This window comes from Vibrio albus (assembly GCF_003144035.1).
In the GTDB taxonomy this organism is placed as follows: Bacteria; Pseudomonadota; Gammaproteobacteria; order Enterobacterales; family Vibrionaceae; genus Vibrio; species Vibrio albus.
On record NZ_QFWT01000003.1, the window covers coordinates 247,355 to 272,519 of the forward strand.

Annotated in this window: 20 protein-coding genes; 11 read left to right on the forward strand and 9 right to left on the reverse strand. The window is 45.5% G+C overall.

The features are described from left to right. The first annotated feature begins 101 nt into the window (after positions 1 to 101). Positions 102 to 2,384, forward strand: coding sequence for an acyl-CoA dehydrogenase (locus DI392_RS07295; protein WP_109319249.1), 2,283 nt, complete (start codon positions 102 to 104; stop codon positions 2,382 to 2,384). Between the two features lie 84 nt (positions 2,385 to 2,468). Beyond that, complete coding sequence (gene fabV, locus DI392_RS07300; protein ID WP_109319250.1) at positions 2,469 to 3,671, forward strand: enoyl-ACP reductase FabV; 1,203 nt, start codon at positions 2,469 to 2,471, stop codon at positions 3,669 to 3,671. Positions 3,672 to 3,796: 125 nt separating this feature from the next. Here fabV and DI392_RS07305 read toward each other — a convergent pair whose 3' ends face one another. Together DI392_RS07305 and DI392_RS07310 are read right to left on the reverse strand one after the other, a co-directional pair. Further along, entirely contained in the window at positions 3,797 to 5,479 is a 1,683-nt protein-coding gene (locus DI392_RS07305) for an aspartate:alanine antiporter (protein ID WP_109319251.1), read from the reverse strand. Between the two features lie 181 nt (positions 5,480 to 5,660). Next, a complete protein-coding gene (locus tag DI392_RS07310; RefSeq protein ID WP_109319252.1) occupies positions 5,661 to 5,924 on the reverse strand; it encodes a GrxA family glutaredoxin in 264 nt (87 codons plus the stop codon). 180 nt (positions 5,925 to 6,104) lie between these two features. Here DI392_RS07310 and DI392_RS07315 point away from each other — a divergent pair, with 180 nt between their 5' ends. Further along, on the forward strand, positions 6,105 to 7,346 hold the full coding sequence (locus DI392_RS07315) for an iron-containing alcohol dehydrogenase (protein ID WP_109319253.1): 1,242 nt from the start codon (positions 6,105 to 6,107) through the stop codon (positions 7,344 to 7,346). Positions 7,347 to 7,375: 29 nt separating this feature from the next. Here the strand turns inward: DI392_RS07315 and DI392_RS07320 are convergent, their stop codons facing one another. From DI392_RS07320 to DI392_RS07335, 4 genes are all read right to left on the reverse strand, one after another. Further along, entirely contained in the window at positions 7,376 to 8,230 is an 855-nt protein-coding gene (locus DI392_RS07320; protein ID WP_109319254.1) for a MurR/RpiR family transcriptional regulator, read from the reverse strand. 273 nt (positions 8,231 to 8,503) lie between these two features. Continuing rightward, positions 8,504 to 10,153, reverse strand: a complete 1,650-nt coding sequence (panP, locus tag DI392_RS07325; RefSeq protein WP_109319255.1) for a pyridoxal-dependent aspartate 1-decarboxylase PanP — start codon at positions 10,151 to 10,153, stop codon at positions 8,504 to 8,506. Positions 10,154 to 10,258: 105 nt separating this feature from the next. Further along, positions 10,259 to 11,167: a LysO family transporter gene (locus DI392_RS07330; protein WP_109319256.1), complete on the reverse strand. Its 909-nt coding sequence runs from the start codon at positions 11,165 to 11,167 to the stop codon at positions 10,259 to 10,261. A gap of 119 nt (positions 11,168 to 11,286) precedes the next feature. Next, positions 11,287 to 12,207, reverse strand: a complete 921-nt coding sequence (locus DI392_RS07335) for an HDOD domain-containing protein (protein WP_109319257.1) — start codon at positions 12,205 to 12,207, stop codon at positions 11,287 to 11,289. A 399-nt stretch (positions 12,208 to 12,606) separates the two neighbouring features. Here DI392_RS07335 and DI392_RS07340 point away from each other — a divergent pair, with 399 nt between their 5' ends. The 6 genes from DI392_RS07340 (at position 12,607) to DI392_RS07365 (ending at position 19,086) form a co-directional block, all read left to right on the forward strand. Continuing rightward, positions 12,607 to 13,197 (forward strand): TfoX/Sxy family DNA transformation protein, encoded by a 591-nt coding sequence (locus tag DI392_RS07340; protein WP_109319258.1) that lies wholly within the window; start codon positions 12,607 to 12,609, stop codon positions 13,195 to 13,197. 242 nt (positions 13,198 to 13,439) lie between these two features. Further along, on the forward strand, positions 13,440 to 14,468 hold the full coding sequence (locus tag DI392_RS07345; protein ID WP_109319259.1) for an ABC transporter permease subunit: 1,029 nt from the start codon (positions 13,440 to 13,442) through the stop codon (positions 14,466 to 14,468). A 3-nt stretch (positions 14,469 to 14,471) separates the two neighbouring features. Beyond that, on the forward strand, positions 14,472 to 15,515 hold the full coding sequence (locus tag DI392_RS07350) for an ABC transporter permease (RefSeq protein ID WP_109319260.1): 1,044 nt from the start codon (positions 14,472 to 14,474) through the stop codon (positions 15,513 to 15,515). A gap of 46 nt (positions 15,516 to 15,561) precedes the next feature. Further along, positions 15,562 to 17,391, forward strand: a complete 1,830-nt coding sequence (locus DI392_RS07355; RefSeq protein WP_109319261.1) for an extracellular solute-binding protein — start codon at positions 15,562 to 15,564, stop codon at positions 17,389 to 17,391. 7 nt (positions 17,392 to 17,398) lie between these two features. Then, positions 17,399 to 18,262, forward strand: a complete 864-nt coding sequence (locus DI392_RS07360) for an ABC transporter ATP-binding protein (protein ID WP_109319452.1) — start codon at positions 17,399 to 17,401, stop codon at positions 18,260 to 18,262. A 5-nt stretch (positions 18,263 to 18,267) separates the two neighbouring features. After that, positions 18,268 to 19,086: an ABC transporter ATP-binding protein gene (locus tag DI392_RS07365; protein ID WP_109319262.1), complete on the forward strand. Its 819-nt coding sequence runs from the start codon at positions 18,268 to 18,270 to the stop codon at positions 19,084 to 19,086. A gap of 59 nt (positions 19,087 to 19,145) precedes the next feature. Here DI392_RS07365 and DI392_RS07370 read toward each other — a convergent pair whose 3' ends face one another. From DI392_RS07370 to DI392_RS07380, 3 genes are all read right to left on the reverse strand, one after another. Beyond that, complete coding sequence (locus DI392_RS07370) at positions 19,146 to 19,688, reverse strand: hypothetical protein (protein ID WP_109319263.1); 543 nt, start codon at positions 19,686 to 19,688, stop codon at positions 19,146 to 19,148. 221 nt (positions 19,689 to 19,909) lie between these two features. Then, positions 19,910 to 20,407: a response regulator gene (locus tag DI392_RS07375; RefSeq protein ID WP_109319264.1), complete on the reverse strand. Its 498-nt coding sequence runs from the start codon at positions 20,405 to 20,407 to the stop codon at positions 19,910 to 19,912. Further along, complete coding sequence (locus DI392_RS07380; protein WP_109319265.1) at positions 20,404 to 22,365, reverse strand: ATP-binding protein; 1,962 nt, start codon at positions 22,363 to 22,365, stop codon at positions 20,404 to 20,406. Before DI392_RS07380 ends, DI392_RS07375 begins: the two co-directional genes overlap by 4 nt. 231 nt (positions 22,366 to 22,596) lie before the next feature. Here DI392_RS07380 and DI392_RS07385 point away from each other — a divergent pair, with 231 nt between their 5' ends. Continuing rightward, positions 22,597 to 23,841, forward strand: coding sequence for a DUF945 family protein (locus DI392_RS07385; RefSeq protein WP_109319266.1), 1,245 nt, complete (start codon positions 22,597 to 22,599; stop codon positions 23,839 to 23,841). A 174-nt stretch (positions 23,842 to 24,015) separates the two neighbouring features. Continuing rightward, on the forward strand, positions 24,016 to 25,098 hold the full coding sequence (gene serC / locus DI392_RS07390; protein WP_109319267.1) for a 3-phosphoserine/phosphohydroxythreonine transaminase: 1,083 nt from the start codon (positions 24,016 to 24,018) through the stop codon (positions 25,096 to 25,098). The last annotated feature ends 67 nt before the right edge of the window (positions 25,099 to 25,165 follow it).

A 25,165-nucleotide genomic window follows, 5' to 3' on the forward strand; every position in this document is an offset into this window, starting at 1 on the left:
AAAGGTACGGCTCTCTCAATCGCAACACATTTCTGGGTAGATATCGGAGTTAATGACTAAGATTTCTACAATAGAACAAAAACATAGGCAGAGGTGTTGTGATGTGCTCATTGAGAAAAGACTGGATCAGTGATCCTATATTTAATTTCTTTAAAAAAGTACTTCCTCCGCTCTCAAAAACAGAAAAGGAAGCAATGGAGGCCGGTAGTGTCTGGTGGGATGGCGAACTTTTTTCCGGTAAACCGGACTGGCAGGCATTACTTCACTACCCACCACCTAAACTGACCAGCGAAGAGCAGAGCTTTATCGACAATCAGCTCGAGACTCTGCTTGCCATGCTGGATGACTATCAGATCGTCAAACAGGACAGAGACCTTCCGCCCAATGTTTGGGATTATCTGCGCAAGGAAGGTTTTTTTGCTTTTATTATCAGTAGGCAGTATGGCGGGCATGGCTTCTCTGCGCTTGCTAATTCAACGATTGTCACCAAAATTGCTTCAAGGAGTGTGAGTGCGGCCTCAACGGTTATGGTACCTAACTCCCTCGGCCCGGCTGAGTTATTATCCCGATATGGTACGGAACCTCAGAAGCAGTACTGGCTCCCACGTTTAGCCGATGGGCGGGAGATCCCGTGCTTTGCGCTTACCGGTCCGGAAGCAGGATCGGATGCCGGTAGTATTCCGGATATCGGCGTTGTGTGCCGGGGTGAGTATAACGGGCAGGACGTTATCGGAATTCAGCTGAACTGGGATAAACGTTATATCACTCTAGCCCCGGTGGCGACGGTATTAGGGCTTGCGTTTAAATTACATGACCCTGACCAGCTGCTTGGTGAAGAATCGGATTTAGGCATCACACTGGCGCTGATTCCCACCAGCCATCCCGGTGTTGAGACCGGTGAAAGGCATGATCCGATGGGGCTTGCTTTTATGAATGGCCCGACACGGGGACACGAGGTATTTATTCCTATAGACTGGATTATCGGCGGACAAGAATATGCGGGTAAGGGCTGGAAGATGTTAATGGAATGTCTTTCTGCCGGGCGGGGTATCTCATTACCTGCAATGGGAACCGCTATCGGGCATCTGACGGCTCGTACGACAGGAGCATACGCTTACGTCCGAAAGCAGTTTGGTGTGTCGATAGGGCATTTTGAAGGGGTGGCGCAAAAGCTCGGCCGCATAGGTGGCATGACCTATATGCTCGAGGCAACGCGGACCCTGACCACGACGGCTCTGGACCTGCGTGAAAAACCAGGAATTATTACTGCTATAGCAAAATCGCATATGACCGAAATGGCCAGAGTTATCATTAATGACGCGATGGATATTCACGGTGGACGCGGGCTTCAGGAAGGGCCGATGAATTACCTGGCCAATCACTATGTCGGCACTCCGATAGCCATTACTGTCGAAGGTTCGAATGTACTTACGCGGAACCTGATGATATTTGGTCAGGGGGCTATCCGGTGTCATCCCTATGTATTGAATGAAATGTCGGCGGCGGCTGACCCGGATCAGAATCAGGGAAGGGAGACATTCAGCCAGTTATTCTTTCAGCACATACGGCATACCACACGTAATGGCCTTGGGACATTAACCGCAGGGCTGACCGGGTCTTGGTTTATCAGTAGCAGTGTTAGCGGAGAGACAAAAGCCTATTATCGGCAACTGACTCGTCTTAGCAGAGCGCTCTCATTCAGTACCGATATTGCCATGGCAACTTTAGGAGGGGATCTTAAGCGGAGAGAGATGATATCGGCCCGGCTGGGGGACGTACTCAGCTATTTGTATATTGCCTCAGCGGTGTTGAAACGCTACGAAGATGATGGTCGTCAGCAAAGTGACCTGATTTATGTTCACTATGGGGTTCAGCACTGTATGCATTATGCCGGAGTTGCATTGCAGGAGGTTTGTGCCAATTTTCCTGTTTTCGCGATCGGAACCGTTCTGAATCGCTGGATATTCCCTTATGGTAACTACTTCCGCAAGCCATCTGATCAACTCACCGGGAAAATAGCGGAAAGTTTAATGAGTCCGGGCCCGCACAGGGAAAGATTAACCGGTTTGTGCTATGTCGGTGGGCATGAAACCGATGCCGTTGCCATTGTTGATCGCGCATTTAAGGCCATGTACGGTATACGACCATTGGAAAGAAAACTCAAAAATGCGTTTCAGCAGGGTATAGTGTCAGCAAAGGCTCCTCTTGAGTTAAGACTTAAACAAGCGTTAGATGCTGGGGTCTTGACCGAAGAGGAAATTGAAGCGATTCGTGATGCCGATAAACTGCGTTACAGAGCGATTCAGGTCGATCATTTCAGCAATGATTTTTCTGAAGTCTTGACCTATCGTGATTCAACCTCTATAAGAACTCCAACCACTTAGGAATTAAAAGGAAATAAGCAGAAAAAGGGTGCGCTCTTGTCTGTAACCTTTTATCCTTTGACCGTTTTTTTAAGGAAGTTGAATATGATCATCAAACCAAGAATTCGTGGATTTATCTGTACCACAACCCATCCTGTGGGCTGTGAAGCCAATGTAAAAGAGCAAATCGCTTATACCAAAGCACAAGGTCCGATCAAAAATGCACCTAAACGTGTGTTGGTTGTCGGTTCTTCAAGTGGTTATGGCCTATCTTCCCGTATTGCGGCTGCATTCGGCGGTGGTGCGTCAACTATTGGTGTTTTCTTTGAGAAAGCCGGTACTGAAAAAAGAACTGGCACGGCTGGTTTTTATAATGCGGCTGCGTTTGACAAACTGGCTCACGAAGAAGGCCTGTATGCGAAAAGCCTGAACGGTGATGCTTTCTCAAATGAAGCAAAACAGAAAACCATCGACCTGATTAAAGAAGATTTAGGTCAGATTGATATGGTCGTTTATTCACTGGCTTCACCAGTACGTAAGATGCCAGAAACAGGTGAAGTGGTGCGTTCTTCCCTGAAGCCTATCGGCCAGACTTACACATCGACAGCGGTTGACACTAACAAAGATGAAATCATCGAGGCAAGTGTGGAGCCGGCTACCGAGCAGGAAATCAAAGACACTGTAACGGTTATGGGCGGTGAAGACTGGGAGCTGTGGATCAACGCGCTTTCAGAAGCTGGCGTTCTGGCTGAAGGCTGCAAAACGGTGGCATACAGCTATATCGGTACTGAACTGACCTGGCCTATCTACTGGGATGGTGCTCTGGGTCAGGCAAAAATGGACCTGGACCGTGCCTCAGAGGCACTGAATGCTAAGCTATCTGTAACCGGCGGTAACGCGAACGTGGCTGTGCTGAAGTCTGTTGTGACTCAGGCGAGCTCTGCAATTCCGGTTATGCCTTTGTATATCGCAATGGTCTTTAAGAAAATGCGCGAAGAAGGCGTACATGAAGGCTGTATGGAACAGGTTTACCGTATGTTTAGCCAGCGTCTGTATAAAGACGACGGCAGTGCAGCTGAAGTTGATGACAAGAACCGTCTGCGTCTGGATGACTGGGAACTGCGTGATGATATTCAGGACCATTGTCGTCAGCTATGGCCGCAGATCACAACTGAGAATCTGAAAGAGCTGACCGATTACGAAGATTACAAAGCGGAATTCCTGAAGCTGTTTGGCTTTGGTGTTGAAGGCGTTGACTACGAAGCAGACGTAAACCCTGCAGTAGAATTTGATGTGATTGATATTTAATATCTTAATAAGATGTTTGCTTATCTGTATGGTATAAGTGAACCGTTAAGTATCTTATTGGTAATAAGAAGGGCAGCATTCCGCTGCCCTTTCTTTTATTTATGGTTATCCCATTCTGGTACAACTTAACTCAGGATGATCAGAATCGTACCAGCTAATGTCATCAGGATATTGGCAATGGCATAGGTGCCTGCATAGCCAAGGGCCGGAATGGTGGAACGAGCGTAGTCATTAACGATGTCCATGGCCGGAGCACAGGTTCTGGCCCCAATAATAGCGCCAAATAACAGGGCACGGTTCATCTTAAAGATATAAGCACCGACAAGATAGGCAACAACCACAGGAACCACGCTGACGATAAAGCCGATAGCAATGACCTGCATACCTACTTCATTCAGGTAAGTCAGCATGTCGCTGCCGGCATTCAGACCAATCCCCACCATAAAAAACATCAGTCCTAAATCTTTGACCATATTCAGTGCGCCTTGCGGTACATAGCCGAAAGTAGGATGGTTTGCCCGTAAGAAACCAAGTGTAATCCCGGACAACAAAAGCCCGACGGCATTGCCAAGGCCAAACGTTACCTGACCAAACGTCATGGTAATGAGGCCAAACAGAATACCCAGAATAAAGAAGCCGCAAAAAGCGAGTAGATCAGACATCTGACTGTGGATCGAAATAAAACCGATGCGTTCAGCCAGCCCGTGAACCCGGCTTTTTTCGCCGCTGACCTGTAGAACGTCGCCTTTTGCCAAGACGATGTTTAAATCGGTCGGCATTTCTATCTGTGCACGGACAACCCTGTTCAGGAAACAGCCATATTCGGCAAGGTTCAGATCTGATAATTTTTTGCCGGCAATGCTGTCGCTCTTTACTACAATTTCTTCTTCGACGACTCGTAAATCAAGCAGGTTGCGGTCGAACACCTCTTTACCATTACGGAAGCTAGGATCCAAGCGTGCATGGCTGTCCGGATAACCGACCAGAGCGATCTCATCGCCTTCCTGCAAGATCGCATCACCATCTGGGTGGGCCAGAATGCCCCCACGGCGAATACGCTCTATATAACAACCTGTCTGTCTATATATGCCCAATTCTCGCAGGTTTCTTCCATCAATCCAGTTAATGAGCTCTTGTCCGACACGGTAAGCCCGGATGATTGGCAGGTAGACTTTCTTCTGTCCTGCATTACCAATTCCCCGTTCCTTTGCGATGCGCTCGGCACTGTCATGGAGGTTTTCTTTTTGCAGCTTGGGCAGTAGCTTGGCAAACATAATCATACTGGTCAGTCCGACCAGATAGGCGAGGGCATAACCAACGGATAGATTCCTGAGTACGGCGTCCATCTCCATATTATGTGGCAGTGTGGCAAGACCGGAATTGAGGGCATCCTGAGCACCAACCAGAACCGGGGTAGCGGTCAGTGCACCGGCCATAACACCAGCGGATAAGCCAAAACTAATGCCTAAGTAATGGCTGGTAAAATAGGTCAGGCTAATGGCGGTAACGAGTACGATCAGACTAAGAAGAAAGTAATGTTTGCCATCACGGAAGAATATACCGAAAAAATTGGGCCCGGCTTCGATACCAACACAGTAGATAAACAGCATAAAACCGATGCTCAGGGCATCATAGCTGAAAGAAAAACCGATATTACCCATAACCAGGGCGGTAAAAAGAACACCGATAGAGTTACCGAGTTGCAGGCTCCCGAAACGGATTTTGCCAATAGCCAGACCAATGGCCAGCACAACAAAGATCAATAAAATGGGGTTTTGTTCAAGAATGGTGGCGACGTCAATATTCACAGCTTAGCTCAAAACAACAGGTTGTGACGGAAAGGAAAGAGAGTGGGTAAATTGTATAGGAATATACGAAAATGATAAGCAGAAAATAGGGAAAGAGTGCGAAAAAAAAGATATATGGTGCTGAGATTAATACAGCACCAAGATTATTTTTTACATCGGTAGGGGAGCCTGGTTGGTTGTACTACTCGTACAAGCCCAGATTTTCTTTTGCATAGGCCTCAAACTCAGTGCATCCACCGATATGCTCCTGATCGATAAAAATCTGAGGCACGGTTTCTACAGGCTTACCGGCACTTTTTTCCAGATCGGCTTTGCTGATACCTTCGGCGTGGATATCAACATAGCGGTATTTGAAATCGTCGCGCTTTTCTTCCAGAGAATCCGCGATGTTTTTAGCTCTGACACAGAAAGGGCAGCCAGGGCGACCAAAAATAACAACAAACATTTTACTTCCTCTCAATTTATTCAGCTTATTTTATTGGGCTACTATGCATCAACCATTAGTAGAAATAAAGCAGGAATCACTTTTTGGTCTGATAGGTAAAATCGATGAAAGAGAAACACGCACTAGTCAGCCGGAACCTGCTAATCTTTTTACTATAAGTAAGTTATCAAGGAGAGAGAGATGTTCCAGTTTATGACGTCAGCCAGAATTATATTTGGTGAAGGAGCGCTTGTCTCCTCGCTCTCTATACTTAATCACTATGGGTATAGTGTACTTTTGGTAACAGGGAAAAATCATCAGCGGGCAGCACAGTTGACGGCCTACCTTAACAGCCAGAATATGCGTTACCAGCATGTATCTGTGTATGGGGAACCTCATATAACAATGGTGGAAGAAACGGCGGTTATAGGGAGGCGTTTTAAGCCTGATATGGTTATTGCAATGGGGGGAGGCAGTGCTTTGGACATGGGCAAGGCTCTGGCGGCGATTATCCCAAACCAGGGGGATGTCTATGACTACGTTGAAGTTGTCGGACGAAGTGTCCCTCTGAAGGCAAAGTGTCTCCCGATGATCGCGATTCCGACGAATGCTAGTACCGGGGCTGAAGTAACGAATAAAGCCGTTTTGCGGTCTGGGCAGGACAAGGTTAAAGTCAGTCTGCGCAGCCCCGATATCCTTCCCGACGTTGCTATTGTTGATCCCACCCTGACTTATGATATGGACTCATTTTTGTCGGGCAGGGGAGCCATGAAGACATTTACCCATCTGATGGAGTCTTATGTATGTGGTGACCCGAACCCCTTGACCGATATGATTTGTGAGGAAGGCCTTCGCCGGTTGAGCAAGGCTATTCTCTCCGGGTGTCTTGAAAACAATCTCAAAGCCAGATCTGACCTGGCCTTTGCCGCCATGCTTGGCGGTATGGCTATCTCGAATACAAAGCTGGGAGCCGCGAATGGACTGGCGTCTTCTCTGGGTGGGAAAATAAACGCCCCTCATAGTGTGATTACTGCCAGACTGGGACCTTATGTGATGGAAGAAAATATCAATGCCGCCAGATTGGCCGGGCGTAATGATCTTCTTCACCGATACCGGAAGCTGGCCCGGATTGTTACAGGTAACACAAGTTCAAACGAATCAGATGGTGTTACCTGGGCAAGCAGGATGCTTGAACGGTTTAAAGTGCCCCAGTTAACGGAGTTTGAAGTGTGTTCCGTTCCCTTTGATAAGGTTGCCGGTGATGCGATGCAGTCTTCTTCAATTAAAGGAAACCCTTTGCCGTTAACAGAAGGACGATTAATGCATATTCTCAAACAGGTATGTGCAGGAAGTGAGGGGTTAAGAGCAGGAGAGGTATCAGATATTCAAATGGAAAAAGTGCATATTAAAGAAGTAAATCATAAGCTGGAGAAGGGTGTTTAGCCTCCCGGAAGGAGGCTAAAGGTAAAGCATCAGAATTGGGTAATTTTATCGTAACGTGAATCTTTCAGAGCCTCTTTTACCCGTTTAAGGTTTTCCCTGAAGCCGGTACCACGTCTCAGGGTAAACCCGGTTGCCAGCACATCAATAACGGTCATCTGTACGACACGGCTTGCCATCGGCATATAAACGTCGGTATCTTCCGGGACATCCAGAGTAATCGACAGAGAAGCCGATTTATCCAGAGGTGAGTCTTTGGCAGTGATAGCGATTACAGTGGCACCATTTTCTCGCGCCAGTGCTGCTACTTCAACCAGACTTTTTGTCCGGCCAGTATGAGAAATCAGCACTACAACATCATTATCAGTGCAATTGATACAACTCATACGCTGCATCACAATATCATCAAAGCAGGCGATAGGGATGTTGAAGCGGATAAATTTATTCTGAGCATCTTTCGCAACTGCAGACGAGGCTCCGAGTCCAAAAAAGGAGATGCGCTTAGCCTGAGTCAGCAAATCAACCGCACGGTTGACCTGCAATGGGTCCAGGCTGTTTTTCGCAACGTCCAGGCAAGCCATGGTGGACTCAAAAATTTTATGTGCGTAGGCGTCCGGACCGTCATCTTCTTCTACATTGCGGTTCACATACGGAGTACCGTTCGCAAGGCTCTGAGCCAGGTGAAGCTTAAAGTCAGGAAAACCTTTGGTGTCCAAACGTCGGCAAAAACGGTTAACCGTTGGCTCACTCACATCAGCCATCTTGGCTAACGTTGCAATACTGGAGTGAATTGCCGTCTGTGGAGAAGCCATGATGACTTCAGCCACTTTGCGTTCTGATTTGCTGAAGTTATCCAGGCTTTTTCGTATCTTTTCTAGTGTATTCATAAGATTAGACAGTAAATTATATACTACTCACACGCCCATTCTTCGCGTTAACATGCTGGCAGCTTGAATGAACCTACAACTTTATTCCAGTATAAACCTAAGTGTTCTGCTGAAAGAAATAAAAGCGGTTTAAAAACGAGATTTATTAGCGAGAATATGACAAACCTCAAACAAAATTTCAGTTTTGGAAGCTGGGTACGCGATAAAAACGCTAGAATTCCCGCTGGGTGCCTTCTGATTGATTAATTAATTACATAAATCAGAAAGAAAATTTCAGTTTGAATCCTGTATTTTTTCTATTAGCTCATCGATTTCTTTCCGAAGAGAATGGCAGTGCGCCGCAATGTCTCTCTGCTCTTCAAGAATGGCGGAAAGAATGGATTCAGTGGTCAGTGGATTAGCCAGAACCACCCGGAATACGATCGTGTCCAGATAATCCCACTTAGCCGGGTTCAGTCTGGTTCGTGAGACAAATGATTTTCCGGATTCACGCTGACGCTTCTGAATGTACGTGGTCAATTCATTAAGAAGTCGGTGTAATTTATCTTTGTGATCACCGGCTGCCAGGCTAAGGGCTTTTTGGGCTTTTTCCGGAACATACCGATAGGTCAGCAGACACAGCTCAGGGTCGGAAATGAGTTCAAAATCTTCTTGTTTGCTGATTAAATCTGCAAAATATTTGGCTTTATTGATGCTTGCATCAATCAAAAGTTCATACCCAGGACGGCTGATAATATGCATGGCTGCATACACCAGCATTGCCATACCTGAGCGTGAGCCTTCCAGAGTATGGCTGCCCAGATCTTTGGAGCCTTTACGCAGAATGTATTCAGCGTGGTGCTCAATAACAGAAACCGCATCCGGGTTTTTAAACAAAACCATGCCAGCCCCCATGGGCAAGTACAGCTGTTTATGGGCATCAATGGTGATGGAATCTGCCAGCTCAACGCCATCCAGAAGGTGACGATTGTTCTTCGACATCATGGTTGCACCACCCCAGGCAGCATCAACGTGAAAATGACACTGTTCCCGATGACTGATCTCAGCCATTTCTCTAAGAGGATCTATATTCCCGGTTTCTGTCGTTCCGGCCACACCGATGATGGCAAACGGCTTGATATTTTTTCTTTTTAGATCTGAAAGTTTTTGTTCAAGGTCTTGAATGCAGGTTCTATTATTGTCATCAGTTTTGACTGCAATAAGATTATCCTGGCCGATGCCCAGAATATTCGCTGCTTTTCTTAGTGAATAGTGTCCCCGTTCGGAAACCAATATGGCAAGATCATCATAGCCATAATATTTCATCGCCCTAAAGAGACCTTCGCTCTCTACACCGCGGAAAGTGCCATCTGCTTTCAGTGCGTTGTTTCTTGCCACCCACAATGCGGTGATGTTTGCGATGGTGCCGCCAGAGCAGAATGCGCCGAGAGAGTGCTTGGCGCTGTGCATCCACTTTGTATAGAAAGCATCACTTTCGGCATAGAAAAGCCGGTGAAGCATACCCAGAACCTGACGTTCAAGTGGTGTGAAGGCTTTTGATGTTTCAATCTTCACCAGATTCTGATTCAGTGCAATCATGATCTTAGACAACGGCATAATGAAATATGGAAGTGCCGATGTCATATGTCCGATAAAGCTTGGTGCAGAGGTATGCACGGACTGTGATACTAATGTATCCAGCAGGTGTTGTGTATGGTCGGAAACAAAAGAAGGCTTTTCGGGCAGAATAGGGTCAGAAAAATCTTTCTCAATATCACTTAAGCGTTTTTCTTCTGCGACGATATGCTCCCTCAGAAACTGATTGAGGTTCTGCGAGAGTTCAGTTTCGATTCTGGATAAGGTGGAATCCGGGGCTTCCGGGACCGTAAATATCCGAAGCAGGCTTTCGAAGCTGACATCTGCTGTTTTATTTTCCGATAACATACTCGTATTGCTTTTACATTCACTTATCTGTTTCTGGCGGGACAATCTAAACGAAAATTAGATCAAAGTCCCGTTTTAATTCCGTAAACTGATTTTTCCGGATTTTTATACCGGGCCTAATGACACAAAAAACAGCATAAAAAACGGAACCACCAGGCTGAGAATAAACCCGCTAACAATAGCCACCGGAACGCAACGCACTCCACCACTTGACTGAATCACTGGGAGAGTGAAATCCATAGCCGTAGCGCCTGCATAGCCAATAGCGGTACAAGGCCTGTTTCTGACCATAAGCGGAATACTCACCAGTGCCACCAGTTCCCGGAGTAATTCCAGCATGAAGGACGCTCCCCCGAAAACCGGGCCATACGCATCCCCCATTAGAATGCCGGATAATGAGTACCAACCAAACCCGGACGACATTGCAAGGGACTGATAAATAGGTAGATCAAGAATAAATGCGGCGATGATACCACCCGCCCACGAGGAAAGAATAATGACAACAGAGATAATCATACCGTGCTTATTAAGCAGAATTTGTCTCAGAGTCAGGCCACTGTTACGTAACTGAATACCAATAAAGAGCAGCAGTAGAAACAGAGTCCATTCTATAGCGGTATCGACCCAACTGAGATTGATCGGCAGAAGGATACCTATGATTAATCCAGATCCGACAACCATGATCAGGGTAATGGAGTCTTTGAGCATCATAGAGAGAGGAATAGGTTTTCCTGTCTGCTCTGTTTTTAACGGCAGTATTTTGTCAATAAAAGGCAGTGCAGATAAATTACACAATCCGATAATGACAAAAAAAGAGCCGGTATAAATAAGAATGCTTTGTAAATTACTGCCCAGATTATCCAGAGCCGCGAGGCTCAACCCCATCAGGGAGAGAATAATATAGATAATGTTAGAGGTGTAACGGTTGATCTTGTTCAGCAGGGACTCATTAGAAAGAGAAACAAAGTAACCCGCAATAAGAGGCGAAAAGATAAACAGCATTCCGGAAAACATAAAACGACTACACCTGATTTAAGATTATATCTTTTTGAATTTAAACAAAAATGGGGATACATAGTATCCCCATTTTTATGGTATGAAAAGGCGCAGGCCGGTATAAATACAGTTTAATATTATAGCCCGGTTGAATTCATAACCTCATGAATACGTTCCTGAAATTCGGTTTCGTTCAGGTTACTTAACTCGAACAGAGCTTCTGCTCCCACAAGATTAAATTCCACATAGTGATCATCAAGCTCTTCATCCTGACGACGGAACATTAAGAGATGATTCGCCATGCGTGCGATGTCCAGGTAAGAGATCTCCGCTTTATTGTCTGCCGCCTCTTTATTAGTTGCGACTTCGATAAAGTCATGGTCGAATCCCCACTCCTTAAGAACCAGCTGACTGGTAGATGGGCACCGGGAATTAAAAATCTGCATTGCGAGATTATGATCCAGATAATTACCCCGATCCAGATAATGGTGGTATTCATTGACCAGACAGAAGAGACCAATATCTGCCAACAGCCCGACTAACAACGATTTTTCAACCTCAAGATAAGCATATTCTCCGTCGGAGTGTTTTAGTACCTCCTGCGTAACAAGCACCATCGTAGCCGCAAGTTCACGCGATACAGTGGCGCTATTGGTCAGAATACTGTTGCATTCTTTATTCAGATCGGCGGAATGCTTCATCTGTTCAATTGCCTGAGCCGTTACAATATCCCGGACACGGAGTATTCCCAGGCGGGATACCGCGGTATGAATATCTGTACACGTAATATTCCGGCGGTTGAAAACAACAGAGTTCGCCACCCGGATAACAACAGCGGTAAGGCCGGGATCTTCTGTCAGGCAATCAGAAATTTCTGGAATGCCCGTGTCTTCGTGGGTACATAGTTGCTGGATTTTAAGAACAACATCAGGAATAGGAGGAAGGGTAATCTTTCCCATATTAATGGATTGTTCGACCAGATGAGCAAACTCAGATTCAAGGCTTTCTAAAAGAAGCTTCTTATTCTCTGGCAGCCAATAAAATGATAGATGATTCATGTAATTTTCTTTTCTCTAGCTTCTTTATTCAATATTACAATTTGATTCCGAGTATTAGCAACATAACTTAGCGAAAAATCAGTGATGTTGAGTCTGTTTCTAATTGTAAATAGATTCAATGTTTTTTTTAATGGCAAACAAAGAGGCTTGATTAGTATTGTTATAATGTGATCGGCATCATAAAAAAGGGAGTTTAGAGTCACCTAATTGTGACATTTTTACTTACTTATTTTTTGCTGTTAAGTATCATTGTCATGCTGCTGCGGAATATCCGAACCGACAGAATAAGTTGGTCCTGAAAACAGAATGAAAACCTATTGACCAGTTTATGGTTACCCGCCACCTATGTGGTTTTGTGCATTTTTCGGGGGAAGTAACTGAAGTTGGAGGTATATAATAATGGATATGGCTAGACAGCATTTTTGTGATTACGCGTTAAAGTTTGGTAGGTATCAAAAGCGTTCTATGTTCGGAGGTTTAGGACTGTTTCAAGATGAAGCAATGTATGCCTTGCTTATTGATGACACTGTATATATCCGTGGCGGCGATCAATTGGATAATAAGTTGAAGGAGCTTGGCTGTGAAAAATACCGACATGTCAAAAAACAGACAACCGCAACGGTAAATTATTATGATATTACCACCTTATTTGAATCCAGAGATGCAGAGCTTGACAAAATAATCCTGACATCAATTGATTGTTCTATCGGAGACAGAAAGGCACAACGCTCTGCAGAGAGTCGCCGGCTGAGAGATCTGCCTAATATGCAATTGACTCTTGAGCGGATGGTGAAAAAGGCAGGGATAGAGGACGTGTCTACTTTTATGGAATTAGGCGCTGAGACTGTGTTTAAACGTGTGTGCGAGGCCTATGGCAATGATGTTGATGTCCGCCTTTTATGGCGCTTTGCCGGTGCGGTTGATGGCGTTCACTGGAAACTGCTGCAGGAGTCCAGAAAGCAGGACCTGAAACGTGCGTGTAATTTATAATTATATGGTTTAACCCGCGATATCAGTCTGATTCATATACAAAACCCGGCATCGCCGGGTTTTCTTGTTTTACCCCCATCCTCCAGGAGATTTCAAGATGATCCCCTCATCTTGAGGCCTCTTGGATATACTTAAGCTATTGTTATAAGAGTAGTGATCATTTTCCATTTCATTGATTTTAAAATTACTATCATAATCAGTATGATGTACTAATACATGAAATAGAGAGGAACAAGGACAGGGTGCTGAACTATTTTTTGCGCAGGATGGCGCTGGTCATACCGACTTTTTTAGGTATCACCATTTTAATTTTTGCAATTACGCGCCTGGTTCCCGGGGGGCCGGTCGAGCGAATGTTGGCGAGTATGCAATTTGAGTCTGCTGAAACGGCGACAGCGGTAGCGGATGTCGGTGCTAGCTCAGCGTTGTCAGAGGATCAGATTGCGCAGCTAAATCAGTTTTACGGTTTAGACAAACCCGTGCTAGATGCGTATTGGGAATGGCTGACGAAACTTATGTCACTGGACTTTGGTGAGTCAACCCGGTATTACGAGCCGGTTATCGATATGATTGCAGAAAGGCTGCCTGTCTCTCTGTTTTATGGGGGGATGACCTTCTTTTTTGCTTACTTTATTTCGATTCCCCTTGGCTATTATAAAGCACTGAAGCACGGCTCCTGGTTTGACTCTGCCTCTTCAATTCTCATCTTTATCGGTTACGCTCTGCCCGGGTATGTGGTTGGGGTACTGCTGATTACCTGGTTTGCTTATCATCTGGAGTGGTTTCCGATGGGAGCGTTCACCAGTGACGACTTTGATGACTACACGTCCTTCTATGAGCAGGTTAAAGATGTTCTATGGCATGCAGTACTGCCTCTTATCTGTTATCTGATAGGCGATTTTGCCACTCTGACTATGACGATGAAAAATAATCTGATGGAAAATCTTTCCGCTGATTATATCCGTACGGCTATTGCTAAAGGTTTGCCGTTTAAACAGGCCATCAGAAAACACGCCTTGCGAAACAGCCTGATCCCGGTTGCCAGCCACTTTGGTAACTCGTTGCTGTTTTTTATGACCGGATCATTTCTGATTGAAGTGATATTTGATATCGACGGCATTGGGCTGCTCGGCTATGAATCTATTATTGAACGTGACTATCCGGTTGTTATGGGCATTGTGGCGATTAATGCGACTATGTTACTGATAGGGAATATTTTATCGGATATCTGTGTCGCCCTGGTGGATCCGCGTGTGAGGTTTGGAGAATAAACTATGATTCGAATGGACCCGTTAACGCAGAAAAAAATCAAACGCTTTAAGGAAATCAGGCGTGGTTACTGGTCACTGATTATTCTTTCCGTTCTACTTGTTTTGTCATTGTTCGCTGAATTTTTCATCAATAGTAAGGCGCTGATTGTAAAGTATGAAGGGGAATATTATTTCCCGGTTGTCAGTAGTGTGATCATCGGAAGTGAGTTTGGGTTGGGTTATGCGGCCGAAACAGATTACCGGCAACTAAAAAAACAGTTTGCTGAAAACGGTGGCAGTAATTTTGTTGTTATGCCGGTTATCCCCTGGAATCCCTATGAACAGGACTTTACGGGTAATTATCCGCCGACACCACCTGATGCAGAAAGTGAACACTATCTGGGAACGGATGTTATTGGCCGGGATATTCTGGCGCGATTGGTGTATGGCTTTCGTATTGCGATGGGGTTTGCGCTCATCACAATGATTATTTCGTATGCCATCGGGACAGCGGTGGGGTGTGCGATGGGGTTCTGGGGCGGTAAATTTGATCTTATTGTTCAGCGGGTGATTGAAATTTGGTCTATGGTGCCGTTTCTCTATGTCATTATGATTTTAGTTTCTATTATCCAGCCGACATTTATGTTGTTTGTTGGTATCAATGTGCTGTTTGGATGGATGGGGATGACCTGGTATATGAGAACCATGACATATAAAGAATCGGCCCGTGAATACGTGATGGCGGCGAAGGCGATTGGCGCATCGACGTCACGTATTCTGTTCCGGCATATATTACCAAATACCATGGTGATGATTGTGACCCTTGCCCCGTTTACTATAGCAGGGAATATTACGGCACTGACCGCGCTGGATTATTTGGGGTTGGGCCTGATGCCGCCAACCCCGAGTTGGGGAGAACTGCTACAACAGGGGAAATCAAACCTGGATTCTCCCTGGATCGCGACCTCAGTCGTTGTTTCCATTGTTGCGGTTCTGGTGATGGTGACTTTCATTGGTGAAGCCGTCAGAGCTGCCTTTGACCCTAAGAAATTTACACGTTACAGCTAGGTTTACACGTTACAGCTAGGGATAGTGTTATAAAAAGGATAGTGTTATGAAAAACAATGTATTTCTTTCGGGATGTTGCCTTATCGCATTATCCGGTACGGCCTGGGGGGCAGACCTGCCTGATGACCTGCAATGGACAACAAATATCAGCGAGCCGTTGTTCGCTTCAGAGAACGCCATATTCGGGGGAACGTTCCGAACTTATATCAGTAGTTTCCCACAGACGTTTCGTACCATAGGGCCCGATGCCAATGGTGCTTTCAGGGCCTGGCTGCTGGATGCTCAACCCGGATTGGTTAGCAAGCATCCGAATACCGATAAATGGATCCCTGCATTAGCGACGGAATGGGCGTTTGGTCATGATAATAAAACGGTATATTACCGGTTAAACCCCAAGGCGGAGTGGTCGGATGGGGAACCCGTTACTGCTGATGATTTTACCTTTATGATCAAGCTCATGCGTTCAAAAGATATCATTGCGCCCTGGTATAACACTTATTATTCGAAAGTCATTCAAAAAGTAACGAAATACGATGAGCATACCCTCTCTGTCACCCTTGCAGAGCCAAAAGACAAGCGTGATTTACTGTACAGCACGAATCTGGCACCAAGACCGGAGCATTTCTATAAACCGGTTAATGATAAAAACGGTGACGGGATTGCGGACGATTTTGTTCGTCGCTACAACTTTAAGGCCGAACCAACTACCTGGGCCTATAAACTGGATAAAGTAAAAAAAGGTCGGTCACTCACGTTTAAACATGTCGGTAAAGACTGGTGGGGATACACCAACCCGTACTACCGGAATCGTTATAACGTTGCCCGAATTCGTATTCAGGTGATCAGAGATAACGATATTGCCAAGAAGCATTTTGAGAAAGGTGACCTGGATGCGTTTGGTGTTGTGCTGCCTTCTCTCTGGCATGAAAAAACCGATACCGAACCTTACCGTAAAGGGTATATCCACAAATTCTGGGGCTTTAACCAGACCCCGCAGGGAGCGGGTGGTTTATGGCTGAATACCGCAAAGCCTTTGCTTAACGATATCAATGTACGCAAGGGTATCGCTCTGGCGACCGATTTCGACGGTATGATTGAAAAGGTATTACGTGGTGATTATGTGCGTAAACCGAATGGTCTGGGTGTTGGACAGGGCCTCTATACGAATACAGACATTAAAGCGCCTGAGTTCGAACCGAAGAAAGCCGCAGAGTATTTTGCCAAGGCAGGGTTTGATAGCATCGGGCCTGATGGCATCCGGATAAATGAAAAGGGCGAGCGGCTCTCCTTTGCCGTCACTTATGCGGCGCGTCACCACACCCCCCGCATTGCTTACCTTAAGGAGCAGGCAAAATTAGCCGGCCTTGAATTAACCCTGAACCTGATCGATGGCTCATCTGCATTCAAGTATGTCAGCGAAAAGAAACACGATATTTCTTTCCATGATATGGGATCAGGGGAACGGCCACAGTACTGGGAGTACTTCCACTCTGTGAATGCAAACAAACCACAGACCAATAATTTTACCAACTACAGTACAGCACAGATGGACGATCTGATCATGCAGTACCGCAATGAATTCAGTACGGAAAAAAGAGAAGCGTTGTCCCGCCAGATACAGAAAATAATTGCTGAGGCCTATGTCATAGTACCCGGTTATATGGTGCCCTATACCCGCGAAGCATACTGGCGCTGGATGAAGTTTCCTAAGCAGCCGATGACAAAGAAAACGGACAGCCTGTTCAGTATTAGTGCCCCTTATGATCTGGGTACTTACTGGATTGATCCAGAGCTAAAAAAAGAGACGAAAGAAGCGATGGAAGATGGTAAAACCTTTGAACCTGTGACGATTGTGAATGATACCTATAAGTTCTGATAAGACGATGACAACAACATTACACACTGAGCCGGATATTATTCTGAAGGTGGAAAACCTTGAGGCAGAGTTTTCTTCCGACGAAGGCATTATTAAGGTTCTGAAAGGCGTAGACTTTGAAGTAAAAGCGGGTAAAACGCTGGGGTTGGTCGGTGAGTCAGGGTGTGGAAAAAGTGTCACATCCATGTCTGTCTTAGGTTTGTTGCCACAACCTTATGGGCGTGTCACAAAAGGAAAGGTTATCTATAGAGATACTGATCTGCTGACGCTATCGGAAGAGCAAAGGTACACTATTAGGGGTAACCATATCTCTATCATCTTTCAGGATCCGATGACGGCTCTGAATCCGGTGCACAGTATCGGCAAGCAATTAAACGAAGTGCTTGCCTTACACCGGCCGGATCTCAAAAAGAAGGAACGTTACCGGTATGCTGTCGAGATGCTGGACAAAGTGCGTATCCCTCAGCCTGAAAAAAGGCTGAATGAGTATCCGCATAACCTGTCCGGTGGTATGCGGCAAAGAGTCATGATAGCGATGGCCCTGGCTTGCAAGCCAGATATCCTGATTTGTGATGAACCGACTACGGCACTGGATGTGACGGTACAGGCATCGATTCTGGATCTTATGCTGGATTTACAGGAAGAAACCGGGATGGCGATGATTTTTATCACCCATGATCTGGGGGTTGTCGCTGAAATCTGTGATGATGTTGCCGTCATGTACGACGGAAAGATCGTCGAATATGCGGATGTTTTCAGCCTGTTTGATCACCCTCAGCATCCCTATACTGAAAAGTTGCTGAGTCTGGTCCCGGGGCTGGATAAGCCGCCGAAACAGATGATCGACATTAAACCCTATCATCCGGAGTAAAGGTCATGGAAGAAATTATCCGAGTTGAAAACCTGAAGCTCTATTTTACCTCTGGTGGTGGAGTGTTCCGTAAAGGCTACACCGTTAAAGCGGTGGATGATGTTTCATTATTCGTCCGCAGAGGAGAGACGCTTGGGTTGGTTGGTGAGTCCGGGTGCGGAAAGAGTTCATTGGGACGGGCTATTCTTAAGCTGTATGAGCCTACTGGTGGGCGGATTTTTTTTGAAGGAAAGGATATTACCGAACTCAGTAGCCGTGAAATGCGCCCATTGCGTAAAGACATGCAGATAGTGTTTCAGGACCCGCTGGAATCGTTAAACCAGCGTCACACAATAGGCATGATCATTGAAGAACCATTTGTTATTCATAATATCGGGTCAAAAGAAGAAAGGAAAAAGTGGGTTAAGGAGTTATTGGTGAAAGTCGGGTTGCCGGAGAATGCGATCAATCGCTATCCGCATGAGTTCTCCGGTGGACAGAGACAACGAATAGGCATTGCGCGGGCGATTGCGTTGAAACCGAAATTACTCATCTGTGATGAATCGGTCTCGGCACTGGATGTGTCTGTACAGGCGCAAATTCTTAACCTGCTCCTGAAACTTCAGCAAGAGATGGATCTGGCTATGATCTTCATTTCGCACGACCTTTCTGTGGTGCGTCATATTTCTGACCGGGTCGCGGTAATGTATTTTGGTGAAATAGTGGAGCACGGCAGCGTAAAGCAAATTTTTGATGCGCCTAAAGCGGAGTACACCCGTAAGTTATTGTCCGCAATTCCGGTTTCTCATCCCCGTTTGCGTAAAAGAAAACCAGCGAGGGCATAATAAGAGAAGCCACAATGTTGTGGCTTCTCTCAGTATTTTATCAGGGTAGTGTGCTGTTCTTAGAACTTAAAGCGTGTGGTAAACATGATTTGATCATCGTAGAAACCATTCATGGTTGCTTCAAGGCCAAGGGTAAACAGTTCCGTTGAGTGGAAACGAGCAAACGCCGTACCTGTAATATCGTCTTCAGTGTCAATATCAACATAGCCAATACGACCACCGACTTCCAGTTGCGGGCCAAGCCATTGGCGAACACCAATGTTCAGTTCCATACCGGTTTCCATATCCATGTTGGCGTCGTCGACGATACGAGCCAGCATCTCACCGGTTAAATCTGCCCAGTTATTGATAGGGGCGTGAAAGCCCAGACCTGCAGCAATATTGTAGTCCTGATCAAACTCAGAATCAGCCCGGACGACAGCGTGAGCATTTGGGTGAACAGATTTGCTAAATGCGCCGCCGAAAGTGACGGGATCCATACCGATACGAGCCTCGGCATAGTCATAGCTAAAGTTGCTCATAACAGTACGATCGGGATCCTGAGCTGAAAATGCACTGCTTGATGCCAGCAGAAGGCCAGCGGTAATTAGAATTTTACGCATAGTAGTAAATAAACCTATATCCTGAATGTTTATCCCTGATGGTGGCATATCTGTTCGCTGTTGATAAACAGAACCTAACCATACAATGTAAGCCACCAAAAATTTGTCGCTGGTGCTTAGCTTTTCTGTAATTTAGCAAGTTGAATGCCATAAATGCATATAGGCTCTCAGTCAGCAAGACTTTATGTTCTATGGCTGGGTTTTTTGTGCTTTATATCACATTATTCACCAAATTGAGTCCGTCTTTCTGCTATAGCGTCAAATATTTTTACTGTATCCAGTATTTGAGCCCACGGCATCAGATCGGTTTCGTTATCAATAACATATTGGGTGAGCTGCTGTGTCAAAGTTTCGACAAGCTCATCACCTTTCCAGGGCTTAGCGATGTAGTAATCAAGGCTGGCATTATTGACCGCCTGAATAGTGTCTTCCAGATCGGCCTGGCCGGTCAGCAGAAGTTTCCTGGCAGAACGGGTTTCGTCATTTTGGTTTAACTCTATTAAAAAGTTAATGCCGTTTTGCTCCGGCATAATGTGGTCACATAAGATAAGAGCCAGTTTTATGTCATCTTCGGCATATTCTTCAATGACCTCTTTGGCTTCGGCAACGGATTCAGCGCCTTCGACCATAAAATGATCTTCAAAGCCAGAGAGATCCTGTATAACGCTGTCCAGTACTTCACGTTCATCATCAACGCATAGCATCAGGTATTTTTTCATGGTCTGTCCTTATCCGTATTGGCAAAGAGAGTGTTTTGTTCGAAAGGTAGCCAGACGATCATCCGGGTAAATTTACCGGTACGGGATTCAACCTCAATCCAGCCTCCGTGTTGGGCCATTATCTGCTGACAAACGGAAAGCCCGATTCCCAGCCCGAAATTACCTTCTTTTTTAGTGGTATAATTGAGCTCAAAGATATGCTTCTGTTCTTCCTCCGGAATCCCATGTCCATTGTCTTCAAACGTGATTTTGGCATATTCCTGACTATTCCGGATAACTGACTCGGTACTGATAGTCAGGCAACCCTTATCAGGGAACGCATCAATGGCATTCGATATCAGGTTAGTCCAGACTTGCTGTAGTGCAATAGGCAGGCAGGGAATCTCCGGCAAAGGTTGATACTCTTTTATGACCTGATGGCGTTTAAGTTTGTTTTCAAAGATGACCAGAGTGTCTTCAATACCTTCATGGATATTAACTTTATGCATCTTTTCATCGTCAGGGCGCGCATAGCCTTTAAGACTTTTGACCATGTCCGCAATTCGTTTGGCACATACCTGGATGGAGCGTAAGGTCGAACCGGCTACGTGGTATTTTTCCAGCCCGCTGATGGTATTCGCCAAATTGCCGGTTTCTTTACCCAATTGAATCACTTCGTCCAGATCGCCATGCAGATCCAACTGAACAATTTTCTTCGCTAACTGCTTATCGCCAACCTTGGGAATAATGGCTTTACTCTGTTGACGGATTTCCGAAGTCGACATCGGCCGGGCGTGCATCGATTCCGTCAAAATGTGAGCACCCAGCTCCTGGTGAGAGCCTGGAAGCGGGGAGTGAATAAGTTCATCTATTTTTGAAGTCAATGTTTCTGCACCACGCAGAATAGCCGCGATTGGGTTATTCAGTTCATGGGCCACACCAGCCACCAACTGGCCTAACATCGCCATTTTTTCTTTTTCCACTAATTGCTGATGGGCGTTTTCCAGTGACTCGAGTGTTTTCTGCAGCTCAAGTTTTGTATTGATATTTCTTTGCAGGCGTCGATTAAAGTGACGCAGTAGCAGGTTAGTAAACAGAGGCAACAGTTCACTGTTTGTATGCATGACCTGGAAAAAAATCGCTTTGTCTAATTTGATCACTTTGGTCCGGGTCAGTGTGACGCCCGTAGAAAAAGAATTTTCTCCCGTGACAAAAGACATGCCTCCGACAATGTTTCCTTTTGTATGCCGGACTACTTCCCGCTGTATTCCGGCTTCGTCTTTCTTATACAGTGCGACATCACCTTCGACAATAAACCAAAGGAATTCGTTTGGTTCTCCTTCAACGGTCAGTAAATGATCCGGGGAATAAGTGCGGCATGCATTGGTTTCGTCTTTTTCAGAAAAAAACTTCAGCAGGGCTCCAATCACTTTGTCTGTCAGATAGGAATCACTGAGTTTGTGAAAGTCATGAATAAACCCTGCCTGATAAGAACTGACTTTTTTATTGATGTGGGCATCCAATATACGAGGCTGATCCAATACAGAGCTGTAATACAGCCAGTCTTCATTTTTAAGGCCGAGTATATAGGTTGTCAGTTCTTTTTTGACGGTGTCGAGTAAGGTGTTTGGCGCGAGAGGTTTCGTCAGGCAATGATCAAGGCGGCCTTCATTGACAGCATTCAGAATACTGTTGATATTTTCTTCGTCACTGATCAGTACTTTTCTGGCATTTCTTGTATGCGGAGCTTTATCCAGTTGGATTAGAAACTCAGCGCCATCCAGATCACCGTTGGATGTGGTAATAGCCATGGCAACGGTTTGCTCCCGGCTTTGAACATAGTCCAACGTCTGTTCGGCCTCTTCGATGGAGTCGAGACAGCAGATATCAAAGTGAGTCGCAAGAGGGGCGAGTTCAGTCCTCAGTTTTTCAACCGCAACCGGATCATTATCTAAGTAGAGTAAAACGTATGGATTCACACTAACCTCAATACAGTTTTACTGTCACTTTAGCAAGTTTCAGGCGTTTGGGAGGATATATGGTTAAAAATATGATCTGTTTTGTGGTTTTACTCAGAAAAGGCTGATTTGCCTCAAATTTTTATCTTTATCTGTTTTTTCAGCATAAGGGTGTTATCCCCTTAAGAGTTTCTATAGACTGGGCTTAATCGAGCCGGGCTGGCTCAACGTTCAGATAATGAGAAAGATGTTATGCAGCAATTGAAAAGAATAGGTGCAATAGGCGGTACGGTGGCATTAATTGCCTGCTGGCCCCTGGCTGTCGGTCAGATTGGGCAGACATTATTGAGTGATGGTATTGCAGAACTGCAGAAGCAGAATAATGGTTATTCGGCTGAGTTAGTCAGTTATGAGCGAGGGTATCTGTCTTCTGTTGCAGTCACCCGGTATTCAGTCACTGATCCGGAGACGAAGCACAAGTTGTTGAGTGATGGACTGCCCTCAGAAATGACACTAAAGCATACGATCAACCATGGGGTGATGAATCTTACAGCGGAAACGGTTCCTGTTGGCGTTCCTGAGTTGCCAGCGGTGCTGCATACCACGACACAGTTGAACGGGAATACAACGTTTGAGCTGGACATGGATACTATCAATCGTTCTTATGATGACGGCAGTGTCGTTGCGATAACTCAGCCGGAGCTCAGTGGTAAAGCCTCCGTTTTAGGGGAAGTCAGTTTTACTCTGGATATCCCTCTGGTGCAACTGAAGTTCGCGAATGGGGATACTCTGACTTTGACGGAATTAAAAGGAACGGGTGACGGGAAAAGAGAATATGGTTTTTGGCTGGGCTCTCATCAGTTTGACCTGAAAAAGGTAGCCCTGCTGGCTAAAGGCAACGGACCTGTATTTCAGGGAGAAGAGTTCAGTTACCGGATTCACTCTGAAAAAGACAAGCTTACCGGAAAAATAGACTCTAATCATATCCTTAAAGGAAGCAGACTGGTTTCAGGCGATGGCATGGTAGATAAAGCTCAACTGGATATGACCTGGGGGGCATTAGACGCAAAAACAATGCAGGTATTGAGTCAGCTAAATCATAACGATCATGTACAACGAAATGCTGCAATTGATGAGTTTCTGAGTAAAGGGCTCTATTTCTCGGTGAATAACATGCAGGTATCGATTGGTGACGGCCGGTTTGATTCGGATTTGAAATTGACCTTACCGGAAGGGATAGCGCATGTCAGTGAGGATATCGGTAAGGTGTTCTCTGAGCTGAAAGGCAATGTCAATACCTTCATTTCTCATGAAATGGTTAAACAGTACCCTTATATCAAGCAGGGGCTGGATGAGTTAATTATTATGGAAATGGCAACAGAAACTGACAAGGGTATTGAGATTCATGCTGATATCAGCCAGGGAAGTTTAGAGTTTGAAAATGGTCAAAAGGTGCCACTATTTCCTTTGTTATTACCGATGTTTTTCCATCAGTAAAACCACAAAATATTGCTTTTTATACGCAGAGGTCTTCGGACCTCTTTTTTTATACTTTTTCTATACTGAAAAACGTGGTATTACTTGCGGTAGCTTATTCTTTTTGTCAACCCAAAGGATAAAAATTAAGCGGACCCTATCACAAAATTCATTTTAGCAGGAGCAATCGCCACCATGGATACGATTTATAATTTCAGTGCAGGACCAGCAAAACTACCCGAGCCAGTAATGAAACAAGCACAGTCGGAGCTGGTTAACTGGAATGGGCTTGGCACATCCGTAATGGAAATCAGCCACCGTAGTAAAGAATTTATTCAGGTGGCAGAAGAGGCGGAACAAGATCTGCGTGATTTATATAAGATTCCGGACAACTATAAAGTGCTTTTCTGTCAGGGTGGTGCCCGCGCTCAGTTTGCTGCCGTACCGCTTAACCTGCTAGGGGAAGCAAAAACAGCGACTTATATTGATGGTGGCTACTGGGCTGAGAGTGCGATTGCCGAAGCGAAAAAGTATTGTGAACCGGACGTTTTTGTTGCTAAGACAGAAAAAGATGGAAAAACGGCTATTTTACCGGCAGATCAGTGGAAAATTTCTGAAGATGCTGCTTATGTGCATTTCTGCCCGAATGAGACCATCGACGGTATTGAAATTAATGACTTACCGGTAACGGATAAGCCGATTGTTGCGGATATGTCTTCAACGATTCTTTCCCGTGAAATTGACGTTTCTAAGTATGCCGTGATCTACGCGGGTGCACAGAAAAATATCGGACCTGCTGGTATCTGCATTGCTATCGTTCGCGATGACATGCTGGGTCTGGCAAGAAAAGTTCTGCCGAGCGTGCTGGATTATAAAGTACTGGCGGAAAAAGATTCTATGTTCAACACACCACCAACCTTTGCCTGGTACCTGTCTGGCCTGGTATTTAAATGGCTGAAAGGTATCGGTGGTGTTGCTGCTATCGAAAAGATTAACCGTGAAAAAGCGGCTTTGCTGTATGACTACATTGATCAGTCACCGTTTTACAAAAATGGCATTCACCCGGATAACCGCTCTCTGATGAATGTACCATTCCAACTGGAAAAACCGGAACTGGATGCCGCTTTCCTGGAGCAGGCTGAGGCTGAGGGACTGGTTGCGCTGAAAGGTCACCGCGCTGTTGGTGGTATGCGCGCTTCTATCTACAATGCAATGCCGTTGGAAGGTGTGGCAGCGCTGGTTGAGTTTATGAAGAAGTTTGAAGCGGCAAATGCTTAATTAACGACTTCTTATATGTAACAACGTGATAAACAATAGAAAAGGCGGGAATTCCCGCCTTTTTCTT

What these genes read in the sequence shown, in the direction of transcription:
- DI392_RS07310 (WP_109319252.1), bottom strand. Translation starts at nt 5,924, where the DNA reads ATGTTTGTTGTTATTTTTGGTCGCCCTGGCTGCCCTTTCTGTGTCAGA.
- DI392_RS07350 (WP_109319260.1), top strand. Translation starts at nt 14,472, where the DNA reads ATGATTCGAATGGACCCGTTAACGCAGAAAAAAATCAAACGCTTTAAG.
- serC (WP_109319267.1), top strand. Translation starts at nt 24,016, where the DNA reads ATGGATACGATTTATAATTTCAGTGCAGGACCAGCAAAACTACCCGAG.
- fabV (WP_109319250.1), top strand. Translation starts at nt 2,469, where the DNA reads ATGATCATCAAACCAAGAATTCGTGGATTTATCTGTACCACAACCCAT.
- DI392_RS07340 (WP_109319258.1), top strand. Translation starts at nt 12,607, where the DNA reads ATGGATATGGCTAGACAGCATTTTTGTGATTACGCGTTAAAGTTTGGT.
- DI392_RS07330 (WP_109319256.1), bottom strand. Translation starts at nt 11,167, where the DNA reads ATGTTTTCCGGAATGCTGTTTATCTTTTCGCCTCTTATTGCGGGTTAC.
- DI392_RS07365 (WP_109319262.1), top strand. Translation starts at nt 18,268, where the DNA reads ATGGAAGAAATTATCCGAGTTGAAAACCTGAAGCTCTATTTTACCTCT.
- DI392_RS07320 (WP_109319254.1), bottom strand. Translation starts at nt 8,230, where the DNA reads ATGAATACACTAGAAAAGATACGAAAAAGCCTGGATAACTTCAGCAAA.
- DI392_RS07315 (WP_109319253.1), top strand. Translation starts at nt 6,105, where the DNA reads ATGTTCCAGTTTATGACGTCAGCCAGAATTATATTTGGTGAAGGAGCG.
- DI392_RS07335 (WP_109319257.1), bottom strand. Translation starts at nt 12,207, where the DNA reads ATGAATCATCTATCATTTTATTGGCTGCCAGAGAATAAGAAGCTTCTT.
- DI392_RS07355 (WP_109319261.1), top strand. Translation starts at nt 15,562, where the DNA reads ATGAAAAACAATGTATTTCTTTCGGGATGTTGCCTTATCGCATTATCC.
- DI392_RS07295 (WP_109319249.1), top strand. Translation starts at nt 102, where the DNA reads ATGTGCTCATTGAGAAAAGACTGGATCAGTGATCCTATATTTAATTTC.
- DI392_RS07360 (WP_109319452.1), top strand. Translation starts at nt 17,399, where the DNA reads ATGACAACAACATTACACACTGAGCCGGATATTATTCTGAAGGTGGAA.
- DI392_RS07385 (WP_109319266.1), top strand. Translation starts at nt 22,597, where the DNA reads ATGCAGCAATTGAAAAGAATAGGTGCAATAGGCGGTACGGTGGCATTA.
- DI392_RS07370 (WP_109319263.1), bottom strand. Translation starts at nt 19,688, where the DNA reads ATGCGTAAAATTCTAATTACCGCTGGCCTTCTGCTGGCATCAAGCAGT.
- DI392_RS07375 (WP_109319264.1), bottom strand. Translation starts at nt 20,407, where the DNA reads ATGAAAAAATACCTGATGCTATGCGTTGATGATGAACGTGAAGTACTG.
- panP (WP_109319255.1), bottom strand. Translation starts at nt 10,153, where the DNA reads ATGTTATCGGAAAATAAAACAGCAGATGTCAGCTTCGAAAGCCTGCTT.